This window comes from Rhizobium sp. RHZ02 (genome assembly GCF_014851575.1).
GTDB lineage: Bacteria > Pseudomonadota > Alphaproteobacteria > Rhizobiales > Rhizobiaceae > Rhizobium > Rhizobium altiplani.
This window is the reverse complement of sequence record NZ_JACUZX010000031.1, coordinates 13206-28187: the sequence shown is the minus strand read 5'-3', so window position 1 is coordinate 28187 and position 14982 is coordinate 13206. Positions and strand designations below refer to the sequence as shown.

The following is a 14982-nucleotide window of genomic DNA, read 5'->3' as shown; positions in this document are numbered from 1 at the left end:
GCAGATTAGCAATGGCACATCGGAGTTGTAGTCCGCTCCTCTGCCTTTCCAGCGCGGCTGGAGTTAGCGAGGCGGGCTTCATACGATGGCAGCGTTGGCGCGAGTTCGGCTCGCGGTGGAAACACCTGGGCTGTGTCTGGTGCTGGGGACGCGCAAGGATGTTACTTCAGATTGTCACGGCTTGCTACGATCTTTATTCATGGCATGGCGATTGCGCTGCTGTTCCGGATAGGACGAGGTTCCCTCCCGGCGGCCTGCGGATCAAAACATCGCACAACCGTGAAGCAAGGACTTGCGGTGCGAGACGAGGCCCGGTGCACGGGACCGACGTACGTAACCATCAGTGGCTATCCCTTGCAAAAAGGGCTTCGCCGACTTCTGATCCAAGCCAGGAGGTGTTGTCATGCAGGGAGTGCATGTTGAAGGCGGTCGACACCAGAAGGTCATAGAGGCAGCTTTGGCTTTGCTGCTTATGTCCATGCTGATCGTCGCGAGCTTCTGGGTACTGCTGGCCTTTGTCGGTGTCCTCACCTACGCGGTGATCCTTGCCATTGCGACAGCGGGGCTGTTTGACCGAATAGTCGAGCTGCTGAACGGAAGGCGTCGCCTCGCTGCCGTGTTGTTCGGCGTGGTCGCCGTGACGATCATCGTCGTGCCATTGATCTATCTCTGTTCCGCTGTCGCCGACTATCTGAGTGTTGCCGAGGCGTGGTTGAGCACGGCCAGCACTCGCGGTATCCCCAATCTTCCCGAGTGGATTGCGGGACTTCCGCTCGTTGGGAAAAAGATGTTGGCGGCATGGCAGGAACTGCAGCGCGAGGGCCTGGTGTTGATGCAGCGCTACCAAACCCAGCTTGCTGCCGCGGGCCGCTGGCTCATCAATCTGGGTGCGGGCCTTCTGGTGGCCGTCCTTGAAATCTTCGTGGGCGTCATCATAGCCGCAGTACTTCATGCGTCGCGCACCTGGGTGGTGTGGTTTGTCTCCGCCATCATGGTCCGCATAGTTGGACCGAAGGGGCCAGAATTGCTGAATGCCGCGGGAAGGGCCATAAGCGGCGTTGCAATCGGCGTCATTGGAACGGCTCTGCTAGAGGGAGTGCTGGCTTGGATCGGCTTCGCAATCGCCGGCGTTCCAGGAGCCGTTGCCTTGGCCGCAGCGACCTTTTTTCTGGCCGTTATCCAGATTGGACCGCTTCTGGTTTGGCTGCCGGTAGCGATCTGGCTGGGTTCCGAGGGGCAAACCGGCTGGGCCATTTTCACCGCTGCATGGGGGATCATTCTGCTCATGGGAGCAGACAATATCGTGAAGCCTATGCTGATCGCCCGCAGCGGGCAGTTACCGATGCTCGTGCTTTTCATGGGAGTGATCGGGGGCCTGGCAGCCTGGGGCTTTACTGGCATGTTCATCGGTGCGACGACCCTGGCGGTGCTCTGGACCGTGTTGCAGGCTTGGCTCGGCACTAAGGAGGAGCAGCCGGCGGCGGTCACCTGAGTGCGTCCTCCAGCTTTGATGCTGCTATTTGGGTCGTTGGTGCCCGGACGGCTCGAGAAAAGAGTTCCAAGTGGGACACGCCCGCAAGTGGAACCCTTTGAAGAGGCAAGGCGGGTCATTTGGCATGAGTTTCTCGTGTTTCCGATTGCGGCCAGAAGATTGCAGCCATCAGGAGCGTGTAGATCAGGGCCGCGCCGACGTAGACAATGCGGGTCGCGAAGGATTCAGCGGCGCTGCCGGGCACCGGTGACACGCCAAGGCCAAACAGGATCAGGAATGTCGTGAGAGCGCCGGCGTACATCTTGGCATCTTGCGACCGGCCCGCAGCGCGCCCGCCCAAGATCAACGTCACCACAAGGATGATGAGAAAGATCGAGAGCAGGTTCGGACGTAGCATGAGGATGGAATAGGCGATGGATGCCAGGATCCCTCCTGACAGATTGATGACCACAAGGCCGATTGCCATTCGGCTGCTCGCAGCGGCATCGAATTGGCCAAGCAGTGAGGCGATTGTAATGGGGATGACTAGCGCTGCGGACAGTTGATCGTTGATCAGGCAGACCGCGACCGCCCCCAGCAGTATCGCTGTGTTCGCCAATGCTCGCCCATAGGAGGGAGGTCCGGCTGCTGCTCGAGCCGGCACGCGGCGCGTCGAAGGGGGCTCCGGGAATACCGCATGGGCGAGCCACATCAGGAGTGTGCCGCCGAGAATGCCGCTTATCAGGATCGACAGGATTGAATTCGCAAGGTCCTTGTTGAGGATTCCGATCAAGGGAACCATAATTGCGACGACCTGCACTAGAAAGATCGCGGGCCCGCCTGTGCCGGCGGACTGGGCCGCGAAACAGAAGAAGTAGATCAGCGCCAGCAGGATCAGGAATGTTGAAGGGCGATCGCCAAACAGATTCGTCAAGACCATCATGCCGATCCCCGTGAACAGGATCAGCAAGGCAGCCCCCAATGTCTTGCCTAGCGGCATCGGACCGGAGCTACCCAACAGGAACTGTGCGGCAAAAATAGGCACGAGGAACGGCACGATGGCACCGAGCGAGACAGCGGAGGTAAATCCCACGGAGACCACAAATGCCACCCGCAGTCCCTTTCGACGCTGCTCCGCAAGCGCGGTGTCGTTGTCAGCCGACATAGCTGAGCACCGATATGATGCGGATCCACAGCCAGCCCCAGGCATTTGTGATCGGATGATCGCCAGTGTAGATGACGACAGTCGCCTGCGAGCCATATCGCACGCCCTTTGGCCGTTCTACGTCCATGACCAGGCGAACCGGAAAGCGCTGCGCCTCCTGGACCCAGCCGGTGTCGGTCCGGATCGTCGGCAGACCGGTGTTCGGGTCAGTCCCGCCGCCACCCTGCTGAGATACGCCGAGACCGACGCTTTCGACCTTGGCAGGAAAGAGCCGTCCGGGGAGTGCATCGAAAAGCAGCTCGGCCCGATTGCCGACAGCGACATTCTCCAGGCTGTTCTCCTTGAAGGCCGCGGCAATCCAGATCGTCCCGACATCGATGAATGTCATGGCCGGCTGACCGACGCTGACGACCTTGCCGATGGAAAGCTGCAGGTTCGTGACGACGCCGCCCGATGGTGCGTGAACGGCGGTTCGAACCAAGTCTAGCTGGGCAGCCTCCAGCGCCGCTAGCGCTTCCCGGAACTGCGGGTTCTCGTTGCCTGCCGGGCCGAGTTCTTCCTTGGCCTTGGCGAGATCGGCCTGCGCACCAGTCACCGAGGCCTCAGCTTGCTCGTAAGTGGATTTCGCCGCATCATACCTTGCCTTTGAAAACACGCCCCGCTTGACCAGTTCGGTAGCCCGCGCGTACTCGTCGCGCTGGTTGTCCCGATCCGCCTCCATCTCCACCAGCTTGGCCTGGGCGGCGTCCACAGTCGCAGTGGAAGCGCCGAGGGTCTGGCCGACAAGCGCCAGATTGGCCTCCGCTTGGGTTACGGCGATCTGATAGGTGCTGGGATCGATGCGGAACAGCACCTGACCGGCTTCGACCAGCGCATTGTCGTCGACATTGACCTCGACGACCCGGCCGGCCACCTCAGGCGCAATCCCGACGACATAGGCCTGAACCTGCGCCTGCGAGGTCGACGGTGTACGCCGCTCCATGAAGACGGACAGCACAAACAGGACGAGCGCCAGGAGCACCATTATGAACGCCGTGCGGCGCAACGGATTGCGGCCGGCAATGACAACTGCAGGCTGGGTTGAATCCACGACTCTTCCCCCCGAAAGACGCTTTTCATCGAGTCGATGGCCCGCGGCGCGGCATACCTGGAAGCCGAACTGGACCAAACCGCATGCTACACCTTACCATCAGAGATGTCGTCCGAATAGACGATGCGGGCGCTCAAAGCATAGCGCCGACGAGGCAGCACGGCGGATAGGCGACCGTTTTCCACGTTACCGCGCGGGTGTTTAGTTCTCCCGGTGATACAGATTGACGCGGCCGGCGGCCAGCTGATCCACGAATGGTTATCATCGACAGGCTACTGCTGTACGGCCAGCGGAGGAACTGAAGGCTGCTCATTTGGCTTCAATAGTCCGACTTTGCATGAGGTACGGGAATAGCGGATATCGTGGAAAAACCGCGTGCACAGCGTCCCGGATGTTCCCCCAGCCTTTCAATGATATCGACCCATGGGCGACCGTCTCCTATTGGTTTTCGTCAAGCAGATCTTGCTTAAGAACGCGCGGAAAGCGGTTGCATTGTCTGGAGCGGAAAGCCTCTTGTCAGGGAATAGTCTGTAGCCTCGCGTAAACTCTATAAGGATACCGGTATCCCGCAGCGTATCATGCTATTATTAGGTGTTTCTAAATCGCGCCCTGCCGAGGTCGATTCTGATCGCGGGCCGGTGCGGTTTCAAAAATACCGCCACATACAAGAGCACTCGCTCTTGGAACGGGCGAGGCCGTTTGGGAGGCCGAACATGATACGGCTTGTTTCAATCGCAATGGCAATGACAGTTGCATGTCTCGGCATGGCTCGCCAAGCGATGATCGCAGAGGTGTGCAGAGAAGACCGCGGCCCATAGTGCAGCGTCAGTTCTGCGTTAGTGGACGCAATAGAGGCAGCCTCTAAGATGTAGCAGCAGCTGGCGAGACGGTGGCGGCATTGACGCCGCCACCAAGGGCATTGAGACCACAACCACAATTGTGGCTCTTCAACAGGAGGACGGACAATGTTAAGATTCAAGCCTCTCTTCGCCGCCTTGGTGGCTGCGATGTTCCTTGCGGGTTTGCCAGCTATGTCGTGGGCGACGGAGCAAGGTCAACAGCGCAAGGCTGCGCGTGATGTCCGCCAGGATACCCGCCAAGGCGCACGGGATACGAAGCAGGCGTGCCGCTCCGCTAACGACAAAAGCAATGCCGCGTGCCGTCAAGACAAACGAGATACCAAGCAGACGGGACGTCAGACGGGCAGAGACATCAAATATTAGCCGCATACAACTTGATACGACTTGCGGCACCGCAACCCCTCTGCCGCAGGGCGGGTGACGTCAAGCCTTCTGATCGGTTTGAGGTCCGACTCAGACGTACCCTCAAGCCCCGAGCGGATGGTTTCGGATAACCAGTGCCCCGCCGAAGCCATTTGGTCCCTCAACCTCAGGCGGAGGGTGCGTCTGAGTGCCTGGCTCCTTGCTGAAAGCACCACTCGAGCAAGTGCGTCCAGTAGCACATCGCGAATCAGACGATGTTCGCGGCAGGTGCCGGGTCATGCGACCGAACGGTCGTCGTACAGCAATTCGATATCGATGGCTTTCGGGCCCTTACCCATCCGATCCGGTTCGGTATTGAAGGAGACTTTCTGGCCGTCCCTGCAGGGGCGAGATGTGAACGAACACATCCTTAGCTCCTCCGTCTGGCTGATGAACCAGAATCCCTTGTCCGCATTGAAGAACTTCACCGTACCTGTGGCCACGAATATTCCCTCAAAGTTAAATGGCGTTTCCAGCATGCAACCAACACGACTGTTTGAAAAGGTGGGCGGCAAAACGCCAGGTTACATACTGCATTGACAATACATCAATTGTGCCCATTATCTTTTATATTACTAAAACGAGAGCAGCCTGATGCATTCAGCAAAAGTCATTCCTCTCTTTCCGGAAGCTCCGGACAGGCAACCCGCCACAAACTTGTCTAAAGACAAAAAAACGAAAACAGATCGGGCGATCTTTCTTCTACTTTGCGGCCTCTCCGCCGTTCTTGCGAGCACGCTCTACGTGTCATTCGCAGACGACGTTGTCGCGCCTGTGGCTGGCACTCAATTGATGCCGTAGCCGGCCGCTGCGCTCTTTCCTTTTCTGTCAGTTGTTGAAAGGCTAATCATGGAGATGCGCCGCTCGTCGCACGCCTGCCGCTTGCAATACGGTCGGAGGATCCGGCTACAAGATAGTAGTGTTCCAGTTCTCTTCTTATGCGCCCAGCCTCTATCCGAACATATGGGTCTTTTTGCGCGCCGAAGTTCCCATCTCGCCCGAAAACTGCTTGTGCGATGGTGAACGCCTTCAGATTAACCGCGGCGGCCAGCAAGTGTCTCGCTGACTACGAAGTGGTTTCGTCCCCGCTGCGGTAGCAGGATTCATCGCTACCGAGAATGTGCTCAACCTGCTCCTGCACCTCGTGAGCCGGTGGAACAGGCGGTCCAACCTTGTATGTCTCCTGCGTCCCCGGTTCCTCCCGACCAAGCACAATGGTGGATCGATTCATTCAGCGCACGCCAACATCGAACGGACGAAATAATACCCCGCGGAAGTAGGCAGCGCGTAGACCGCCGCGGGATCCCGACGAGGCGGTCGGCTTCTCTGGCCGCCCAGTGCACCTTGCGACCCGTCTGACCCATGGCTGACCGTGCCATACTACAGTGGCTACCGTAACATACTTCTCACGCGCGCGAGTCCTTGACATCATCTAACTAAAATGTGGGGGAGCGCGCGATGGTATCGACCCGGACGAGAACCAGGACGCGGCGCGGCGTGGTCGGATCAGGCTGATGCTGAAGCTTCCGGCTGTGAGAACCCAACTTCAGAACGTCAAGGAGGGTTGGCCGTTCGGTGAAATCTTTGAAGCCTATGACACGGCATGTTCCACACTTGAAAGGTTTCGCCACAGTCTGGATTGCCGCGATGGCGTTCTGATCGAGGAGTATGAAACGGTAGGTGCCGAGATCGAGGCTGACGTAGTGCGAGAGATTTTACGCGCACCTTAGGGCGAGACTATGTTGGCAGTGGCTTCCGAATAGAGAGAGCCGACGAGTGCTGGAAGAATAGAGAGAGGCCATGATTGGCGTTGAGACCCTAGACGACAAACGCATACTGATCATCACGCCGCAAGGTCCCCTCGAGCGGGCGGACTTCGAGGCGATTTCAAGAGAGTTTGAACGTGTGATCTCTTCAACGGGCAAGGTGGCTGGATTGATGATCAAGATGAAGTCGTTCCCCGGGTGGGAGACATTCGAAGCAATCACCACGCACTTGAAGTTTGTCGCCGGTCACCATCGCACCATCGAACGCATTGCGGTTGTGACAGACAGTAGCTGTCTGAGAATCATTCCGGGCCTCGCTGGTTATTTCGTTCACCCAAAAATCTGCGTTTTCGCCCTCGGGGAAACGGAGCAAGCGCTCTCATGGCTTGAGAGGGGAAATTGAAGACGCTGACCGAGCACTCTGATCCTTGGAGAGCTGTTGAAAGATGGAGAGAACCCTCCCGCATGCAGGTTTAGTCGCATAGTCGCAGACGCGAGCGTCGCGCAACCTTCGAAGCTCGCAGCAGAGATGCCTACATGAATCGCAATAGCGAAGTGTAGCGATGGGAAAGTCACGTACCAGCACTCAAGCGGATCGCTGTCGGGAGGACACTTCAGCATGGCAAGCAAACTGCCTGAAATCCCTTCGCCGGAAGATCCAGCGTGGTTGGCCGAGGTGACTTACCGCTTTGCCTTTGACGCAGCCCATAGGCCGCTCCCGTCGGATGCAAACGCTGCCCGGCGACGACTAGACGGCGGAAACCGCGCCTTCGCCGAACTCCTTGATCGGGCGGCTCTCTCCAAACCGGCAAAATTGCGAATTGATGTCGATCCGCGTGATGTCGGCCTTTCCCATCGGCACAGTGCAGCCCCCAAACAGCAACCGTTTGCTGCAGTCGTAGGCTGCGCTGATGCGCGTGTTCCGGTGGAGCTTATCTTTTCAGAAGGGCCGAATGACCTCTTCGTTGTCCGGGCTGACGGCAATGGGTTGGGCGACGATGTGATGGGCAGCCTCAGCTATGCGGTCCACCATCTGAAGGACAGCCTGCGCACCATCGTCGTTCTCGGCCACAGTCGTTGCGGTGCGGTTTCGGCAGCGGTCGATATCCATCTGGAACCCGCCAAGTACATGAAAATCATGACGCAGAAGGATCTGCGTCAGATCGTGGACCGCACGCTGGTCGTGGTCCAACTGGGCGCGACCTGGCTAGAGCGCGTGCATGGGACGGAGGTCATACGCCAGCCGGGCTATCGGGCCACGCTGATTGAGGTGGCGATCGTGCTGAATGCGGCATTGACTGCCTACGGCATGCGTCCGGGCCTGAACTTGGGAACTCGTGAGGGCATTGACGTCGTCTACGGCGTCTATCTTCTGGAAGAGCGACTGGTGTGGGCGCCAAGACCTGACGCGTCGGACTGGTTCGGTCTGGCGGCTGCGCCACACGACCCGAATGAGTTTGTTGCGCTGTGTGACCTTTTAACGTCGTGCGAGCGAGTGCAGACCCTGCTCGACGGGCCTTGAGTTCTTGCGATTTGCAGTGCCGAGAGGTGGCCACGATTGCTCAATGCGGTGTCGGAGGCGTACTGCCGGCGAGAGAGGATGCTTTGCAGGTCGTGGAATATAAAGATCGCAGCTTGTCCTGAACATCTCGGCGCAGCAGGTACGGCGCGATGATTGCACCAAAGGACTGTATTGTTCCTGAGACGGAAGGGGAGGAACGTGATCGTCGCGTCGGTGCCTTCAGGTCGGGCGCCTGAAGGCGTTTGCGGGGGGCGTTCGCATACGGAAAATAACAGCGTTGCCGGGCATTGGAACGCTGGGTGAGATCCGCGAAGAAACGGCATCAAATGAGCTGGAACAAGCTTTACGCACTCAGGAGCTATCTGCGATCATCGTTGTGGATCGTGCCCTTCTTCGCGCTTGTTCTTCAGCAGATACTCTTTCGCGCGGCGCTAGTGCTTGAGGAGTGGACGACGTGGGTCCCGCGTTGGCCGCTCGGTACCGAAGGCACGGTCGCCGCGATGCAAGCCATCATCAGCTTGGCGCTATCTTTCATTGTTTTCACCTTTGGCTCGCTCCTTGTGGCCATACAGATCGCAAGTGGGCAGCTTACGCCCCGGATCATCGCCACCACGCTCCTGCGCGACAATGTCATCCGCTTCACGGTGGGCTTGTTTATCTTCACGCTTCTCTTTGCGATCGGCGTAATAAGTCGCGTAAACACATCCGCTCCGTCATTCATTGTTTGGTTTTCAGGCATTCTTGGTGTGGCATCGCTGGCCGCCTTTCTTTATTTCATTGACTATTCGGCCCGCCTGCTTCGACCTGTCAGCATTATCCATCGCGTTGCCGAGCAGGGCTTTGAGGTGCTAAACCTCGTCTACCCTGCTCCCCTATCGAAGGACGAGGGAGGGTCTCTGCCGCACCATCCGCTTGGAGAGCCTGCGCGGATCGTCGCCCATAGCTCTTCCTCCGCCATCGTCCTTGCTGTCGACGTGAAGTCGCTGGTGGCCCAAGCGAAGCGGGCAGACGGCATCATCGAGCTCGGGGCGCGCATCGGTGATTTCGTGTCGCAACGCCAACCGCTGTTTCGCCTCCATGGCGGTGCATCGACGGTCGCCGACCACGAGCTTCGCCGGACCGTCGCTTTCGGGCGGGAGCGGACCATCGAGCAGGACCCAACCTTCGCCTTCAGGGTGATTGTCGACATCGCCACCAAAGCCCTTTCCAAGGCGATAAACGACCCGACCACAGCCGTGTTAGCAATCGATCAGCTCCATCGACTCCTACGCAGCGTCGGCCGGCGCCAACTCGGCAACGACTATATACGTGATGCCGAGGGGCGCCTCCGCGTCGTATTTCCGACGCCCAATTGGGAGGATTTCGTACAACTGACCTGCCGCGAAATCAGGATCTACGGGACGGAGAATCTTCAAATCGCACGACGCCTTCGCGCTATGATCGAAAACCTGGATGCGGTCCTGCCGGAAACCCGGAGGCCCGCGTTGCGACTGGAACTGGATCTGCTCGATAGGATGATTGAAAGGGTCTATCTATTGCCTGAGGACGCAGCACTTGCTCGGATCGCAGATACGCAAGGGCTTGGCGGTTCGGCACAGGGTTAACGTCTTTCCCGACGTTGCTGAGAGCGACGAATGCGGGCGGCGAGTCCCGCGCGCGGGATCGGAATTGAACGACGCGCACCGCTGACAAGCGGCGGCGGTAGCGGTTTATACCAATGCTACTATTGCATGTATTGCATCGCACTGACGTTCTATAGCCAGACAGGGTAAGCTGACTAGCGGATGCGTCAGCTTTCAGAGGGAGGAAACTTCGATGGCCTATCTGTCCATCCCGCCGCTATCGAACACGTAGTTTAGGGGATGTTACGAGCGGAGAGGGCACCCGAGCGTGATGTCCTGTCGGATCGTTGACTATTTACCGAGAGTGCTGGGTGAGGTTTGAGTCCAGCACCTCCTTGTCGTTGGTTCCGCGACCGTGCTCACGACAGCTATTCAGGGCTTTTGGTCGATTGGTGCGTCGCAGCACGCCTGGCAGGCCGAAAACACGTCTAACCCTTACAAAAAAAACGTAGCTTTCTACTAATTTAGCGAGTAGGTATTTCTAATATCAGGTCAACGTAGAGTTTCGGCAGGCAGGCTTACTTTTCCAGCGAATATTCTTCGGCGGAGGTAATTATGTCGCGTGATCCGATGCATAAATCTAGCCGGATTGACCAATTTTTCTCAGGGCCGAATGCCAGGGGTGATCGATGGCGCGATCTCGCCGATTCTGCCGATGCATGGCTTGCCGGTTCGCTTGATCGGGCTGGGTTCGAAGAAGAACTCGCAGACCTGACGATTACCGAGGCCTATTTCGCTTACCCTGGTGGACAGCTTTTATCGGCGTTGCGGGAAAACGCCGCAGCGGATGAAGCCGCTGCCACGGTGCATCTCGTAAACCGCATCGTCCGTGCTGTGATGACGAGGTCGTTTCGGCAGGACGCGGGCGACTGGGATCCGGGTGAGGATGTTCGTGACAGCGTTCCGGAAATCGTGCCGTCGTCGCTCACCGCGCGGGAGCATCACCGACCCTATTTCGAGACACTGATCGTCACGGGGGTTCCCGCGTCGAGCTGGCTGGCGCTTTGCACCGAATGGCGTAAACTTCGCCGTCCGCTGGACACGTTCATTTACGAGCCGGTTTTCGTCGGAAGCCTCGAGGATGCATTCTGCGCGACGATTCTCAATCCCAATGTAGGAGCGATCGTCATAAACGAGGGATTTTCCTTGCGCTCGCGGCAGGATGCGCCGGTGTTGCGGTCCTTGATAGCGTCTCTCAACTCCAAGGAAGCGAACACTGCGTCGGCCCTCGGGCTGGCCAAGATTCTGAAGCGTGTTCGTCCTGAACTCGATCTGTATCTGATGGTAAATCGGCGCGTCGAGGAATTGGCTGGCCAGGCCGATGCAAGCGTCGCACGCCGCATCTTCTATTCAGTCGAGGAGTTGCTGGAACTTCATCTGGCGATCCTCGAGGGGGTGCAAGCGCGATATGAGACGCCCTTCTTCGACAATCTCAAGAAGTATGCGCAGCGACCGGTCGGCACCTTTCATGCCCTGCCGATCGCCAGAGGCAAGTCGATCTTCAAGTCCGACTGGATTCGGGACATGGGCGAGTTCTACGGACCGACTCTGTTTCTTGCCGAAAGCAGCGCGACCACCGGGGGCCTCGACAGCCTGTTGGAACCGACGGGCAATATCAAGAAGGCGCAGGAACTGGCCGCAAGGGCGTTCGGCGCCGACCACGTCTTCTTCGTGACCAACGGGACGTCGACGTCGAACAAGATGGCGGTTCAGGCGCTGCTGGCGCCGGGCGATATCGTGATCGTCGATCGCAATTGCCATAAGTCGCACCATTACGGAGTGGTGCTCGCAGGTGCGCAGCCGCTCTATGTCGAGGCATTCCCGATGACGGAATACTCGATGTACGGAGCAGTCCCCCTTCGCACTATCAAGCAGGCGCTGTTGAACCTGAAGGCGGACGGAAGGCTGAACCGCGCCAAGATGGTCGACCTGACCAACTGCACCTTCGACGGCCATATCTACAATACGCGGCGAGTCATGGAAGAGTGCCTCGCGATCAAGCCGGATCTGATTTTCCTGTGGGACGAGGCATGGTTCGGATTTGCGCGGTTCTCCCCGTTCTTGCGTCCCCGCACGGCCATGGGCGCGGCCCACGATATCGAGACGTGGATTCACGATCCGGATTCCGTTGCAGCCTACGAGGCGCAACAGGCGGAGTTGGGTGCGAGCCCGTCCGACGACACGCTGCTGGACAAGCGTCTGATCCCCGACCCGCGCAAGGTTAAGCTGCGCGTCTATCAGACGAATTCCACGCACAAATCGATGTCTGCCCTGCGCCAGGGCTCGATGCTGTTGGTCAAGGATGTCGAGTTCCGCAGCGTGGAAGCACAATTCCACGAAGCGGTGTTCACTCACGCCTCCACCAGCCCGAACCAGCAATTGATTGCCAGTCTCGACGTCGCGCGACGGCAGATGGAGCTGGAGGGCTATGGCCTGGTGCACAATGCGATCGAGATCGCGCTGGCAATCCGACAGGCGATTGGGCGGCACCCCCTGATCTCCAAATATTTCCATGTGCTCGGCTCCGACAAGATGGTGCCAGATCAGTTCCGTGAGAGTGGCTTCACCGACTTCCTCGACCCCGGGTCAAACTGGGTGGCTGCCTGGCGCAGCTTCAAGGATGATGAATTCTGCCTTGACCCAACGCGCATGACGCTTGTTTGCGGCACGGCGGGGTTTGACGGTACGCAGTTCAAGAAACTTCTGGCAGACCGCTACAACATACAGCTCAACAAGACGTCCCGGAATTCGGTCCTGCTGCAATCGAACATCAACAACACGCGTAGCGACGTTGCTCATCTGATCCGGGTGCTGGTCGAGATCAGCAGCGAGATCGATCAGCGCCTGGTCGGAAGCGGTCCCAACGTCCGGAAGGAATTCGAAGCCCGGGTGAAGAGCCTTATGACAGATGTGCCGGACCTGCCGAACTTTTCCCATTTTCATGATGCCTTCCGGGCAGACGCCGGCCAACGGACGAACGAAGGCGACATTCGTGGCGGTTTCTACTCCGCCTACAATGCCGACGGATGCGAGTATATTCGGCTTGCGGATCCGGAGATCGACAGGCGGCTGAAAGAGGGCCCCGATCTCGTTTCCGCGAATTTCGTCATCCCGTACCCGCCGGGCTTTCCGATCATGGTGCCGGGGCAGGTGATCACCCAGGAAACGATCGACTTCATGCGCAAACTCGACGTGAAGGAAATCCATGGCTATGACGCCGCCGAAGGCTTGAAGCTGGTGCGTGCGGAAGCGCTGGCGAACGCACCGGTAAGTCGACGAAGCGAGCCGCCTGAGGAATGCACCAGAGCATAGGGCAGGAAGGTTTTAGGCCGTGTCGACAAATCGCTTACGGGTCTCGGCACATGCACTGTCACAGGGATGGGTGACTTCATGATCGACTGGTTTTTCCAGACGCTGCGAAGCTACCCGGAAATCGCCATCTTTCTGGCCCTGGGCTTTGGGTATTATTTTGGCTCATTCTTCTACAGAGGCTTGGGCCTTGGCGCGGTCACCGCGACGCTCATTGCCGCCGTGATCATCGGCCAGATTGGCATTGCGGTTTCGGGGCCGCTGAAACCGACGTTTTTCTTGATGTTCCTTTTCGCCATCGGCTATGGCGTTGGACCGCAATTCGTCCGGGGCATCTCGCAGGACGGAATACCGCAGGCGTTGTTCTCGGTGTTGGTTAGCTCGTTCTGCCTCGGCACCGCCTATATCGGCGCAAGGTTGGCCGGTTATAGCGTAGGTTCCGCTGCCGGCCTCTACGCCGGTTCGACGACGATCTCCGCTTCGATGGGGCTTGCGACCGATGCGATCGGCCGGCTGGGTCTGCCAGCCGAGGAAACGAAGGCGCTCCTCGACGCGATGCCGGTTGCATATGCCGTCACCTACATCTTCGGCACAATGGGCTCCGCGATCATTCTTTCCACCATCGGCCCTGCGCTTCTTGGCATCGATCTGCCGGCCGCCTGCAAGCGCTACGAGGAAAGCCGCGGAGGCAAGAAGCAATTGGGAGGGCCGGGGACGGCCTGGCACCGCTTTGAATTGCGGGCATTTCGCGTGCGGGAGGAGGCGCCCATCGTCGGTAAGACGGCGCAGGCGGCCGAGGCACTCCTTCCCGATCAGCGCGTTTTCGTAGAGGGTATTCGACGCGGCCAGCAGATTATCGACGCCACTGGCGACACGCTCATCCAGGCCGGCGATGTCGTGGCCGTGGCTGGCCGCCGAGAGGTACTGGTCAATCTGATCGGCACAGCGGCGGATGAAGTCGACGATCGGGAACTGCTGGCGGTGCCGATCGAAGGCGTCGACGTCTACGTCACCAGCAAAGAGGTGGACGGCATGACGCTGGCCGAGTTGGCCAGAGCTCCAGGCGCTCGCGGTGTGTTCCTGCGAAAAATCACCCGTGGAGTGACCGCGACGGATATTCCGATTTTCGCCGACACGACGTTGCACCGGGGTGATATCGTCAATCTTGTCGGACGAACCCAGGACATAGCGGCGGCCACAAAGTTGCTGGGTCGCCCGGACCGCGCGACCGATGTGGCGGATGTGGCGTTTATCGGTGCGGCAATAGCGATAGGCGCCTTGCTCGGTGCATTGGTTTACAAGATCGGCAGCGTGCCTCTTACGCTGTCCACCGCTGGCGGCACGTTGGTTTCCGGCCTCTTTTTCGGTTGGCTTCGCTCGGTGCGCCCAACCTTTGGCCGTATCCCGTCCTCGACCGTGTGGTTCATGAATTCCGTTGGCCTGAATGTGTTTATCGCCGTGGTTGGGATCTCCTCGGGGCCGAGCTTTGTCGCGGGGCTGAGGGAACTCGGTTTTAGCCTGTTCCTCTGGGGTGTTTTTGTAACGACTGTGCCTCTCGTACTGGCGATGTATGTCGCAAAATACGTGTTTCGCTTCGATGAAGCGATACTGCTTGGATGCTGCGCCGGTGCACGCACAACGACCGCCGCCCTTGGCATGATCAACGACCGCGCCAGCAGCCACATTCCCGCACTCGGCTACACGGTTTCCTACGCCGTCGGAAGCATATTGCTGACGACCTGGGGCATGGTCCTGGTGATGTTGATGACATAACC

The 14982-nt window shown here is 58.7% G+C and carries 9 protein-coding genes and 2 pseudogenes; 7 read left to right on the top strand and 4 right to left on the bottom strand.

Annotated features, from left to right (window positions below):
• Positions 1 to 403 precede the first annotated feature (403 nt).
• Positions 404 to 1492: an AI-2E family transporter gene (locus tag IB244_RS27800; RefSeq protein WP_192240512.1), complete on the top strand. Its 1089-nt coding sequence runs from the start codon at positions 404 to 406 to the stop codon at positions 1490 to 1492.
• A 115-nt stretch (positions 1493 to 1607) separates the two neighbouring features.
• On the opposite strand, the gene IB244_RS27795 is transcribed toward IB244_RS27800, so the two are convergent.
• The 4 genes and pseudogenes from IB244_RS27795 to IB244_RS32985 form a co-directional block, all read right to left on the bottom strand.
• The gene (locus IB244_RS27795; protein ID WP_192240511.1) at positions 1608 to 2636 is read right to left on the bottom strand and encodes a DUF2955 domain-containing protein; all 1029 of its coding nucleotides are present in this window, start codon (positions 2634 to 2636) and stop codon (positions 1608 to 1610) included.
• A complete protein-coding gene (locus IB244_RS27790; protein WP_312867270.1) occupies positions 2626 to 3726 on the bottom strand; it encodes an HlyD family secretion protein in 1101 nt (366 codons plus the stop codon). The genes IB244_RS27795 and IB244_RS27790 overlap by 11 nt, the downstream gene beginning before the upstream one ends.
• A gap of 1498 nt (positions 3727 to 5224) precedes the next feature.
• Positions 5225 to 5467: pseudogene (locus IB244_RS32580) on the bottom strand (cold-shock protein).
• Positions 5468 to 5874: 407 nt separating this feature from the next.
• A pseudogene (locus IB244_RS32985) lies at positions 5875 to 6129 on the bottom strand (hypothetical protein); the annotation flags it as partial.
• A gap of 373 nt (positions 6130 to 6502) precedes the next feature.
• Here IB244_RS32985 and IB244_RS27780 point away from each other — a divergent pair.
• The 6 genes from IB244_RS27780 (at position 6503) to aspT (ending at position 14980) form a co-directional block, all read left to right on the top strand.
• The gene (locus IB244_RS27780) at positions 6503 to 6718 is read left to right on the top strand and encodes a hypothetical protein (protein WP_210332953.1); all 216 of its coding nucleotides are present in this window, start codon (positions 6503 to 6505) and stop codon (positions 6716 to 6718) included.
• 70 nt (positions 6719 to 6788) lie between these two features.
• A complete protein-coding gene (locus IB244_RS27775; protein ID WP_192240508.1) occupies positions 6789 to 7157 on the top strand; it encodes an STAS/SEC14 domain-containing protein in 369 nt (122 codons plus the stop codon).
• Positions 7158 to 7373: 216 nt separating this feature from the next.
• A complete protein-coding gene (locus IB244_RS27770; RefSeq protein WP_192240507.1) occupies positions 7374 to 8276 on the top strand; it encodes a carbonic anhydrase in 903 nt (300 codons plus the stop codon).
• Between the two features lie 326 nt (positions 8277 to 8602).
• Positions 8603 to 9880 carry a DUF2254 domain-containing protein gene (locus IB244_RS27765; RefSeq protein ID WP_192240506.1) on the top strand — a complete coding sequence of 426 codons (1278 nt, stop codon included), beginning with the start codon at positions 8603 to 8605 and terminating at the stop codon, positions 9878 to 9880.
• 573 nt (positions 9881 to 10453) lie between these two features.
• Entirely contained in the window at positions 10454 to 13210 is a 2757-nt protein-coding gene (locus IB244_RS27760) for a decarboxylase (protein ID WP_049809275.1), read from the top strand.
• 78 nt (positions 13211 to 13288) lie between these two features.
• Positions 13289 to 14980 (top strand): aspartate-alanine antiporter, encoded by a 1692-nt coding sequence (aspT, locus tag IB244_RS27755; protein ID WP_192240505.1) that lies wholly within the window; start codon positions 13289 to 13291, stop codon positions 14978 to 14980.
• Positions 14981 to 14982: the final 2 nt, after the last annotated feature.

Coding starts and splice junctions, on each gene's coding strand:
- IB244_RS27760 (WP_049809275.1), top strand. CDS start 10,454: ATGTCGCGTGATCCGATGCATAAATCTAGCCGGATTGACCAATTTTTC.
- aspT (WP_192240505.1), top strand. CDS start 13,289: ATGATCGACTGGTTTTTCCAGACGCTGCGAAGCTACCCGGAAATCGCC.
- IB244_RS27780 (WP_210332953.1), top strand. CDS start 6,503: ATGCTGAAGCTTCCGGCTGTGAGAACCCAACTTCAGAACGTCAAGGAG.
- IB244_RS27800 (WP_192240512.1), top strand. CDS start 404: ATGCAGGGAGTGCATGTTGAAGGCGGTCGACACCAGAAGGTCATAGAG.
- IB244_RS27795 (WP_192240511.1), bottom strand. CDS start 2,636: ATGTCGGCTGACAACGACACCGCGCTTGCGGAGCAGCGTCGAAAGGGA.
- IB244_RS27775 (WP_192240508.1), top strand. CDS start 6,789: ATGATTGGCGTTGAGACCCTAGACGACAAACGCATACTGATCATCACG.
- IB244_RS27765 (WP_192240506.1), top strand. CDS start 8,603: ATGAGCTGGAACAAGCTTTACGCACTCAGGAGCTATCTGCGATCATCG.
- IB244_RS27770 (WP_192240507.1), top strand. CDS start 7,374: ATGGCAAGCAAACTGCCTGAAATCCCTTCGCCGGAAGATCCAGCGTGG.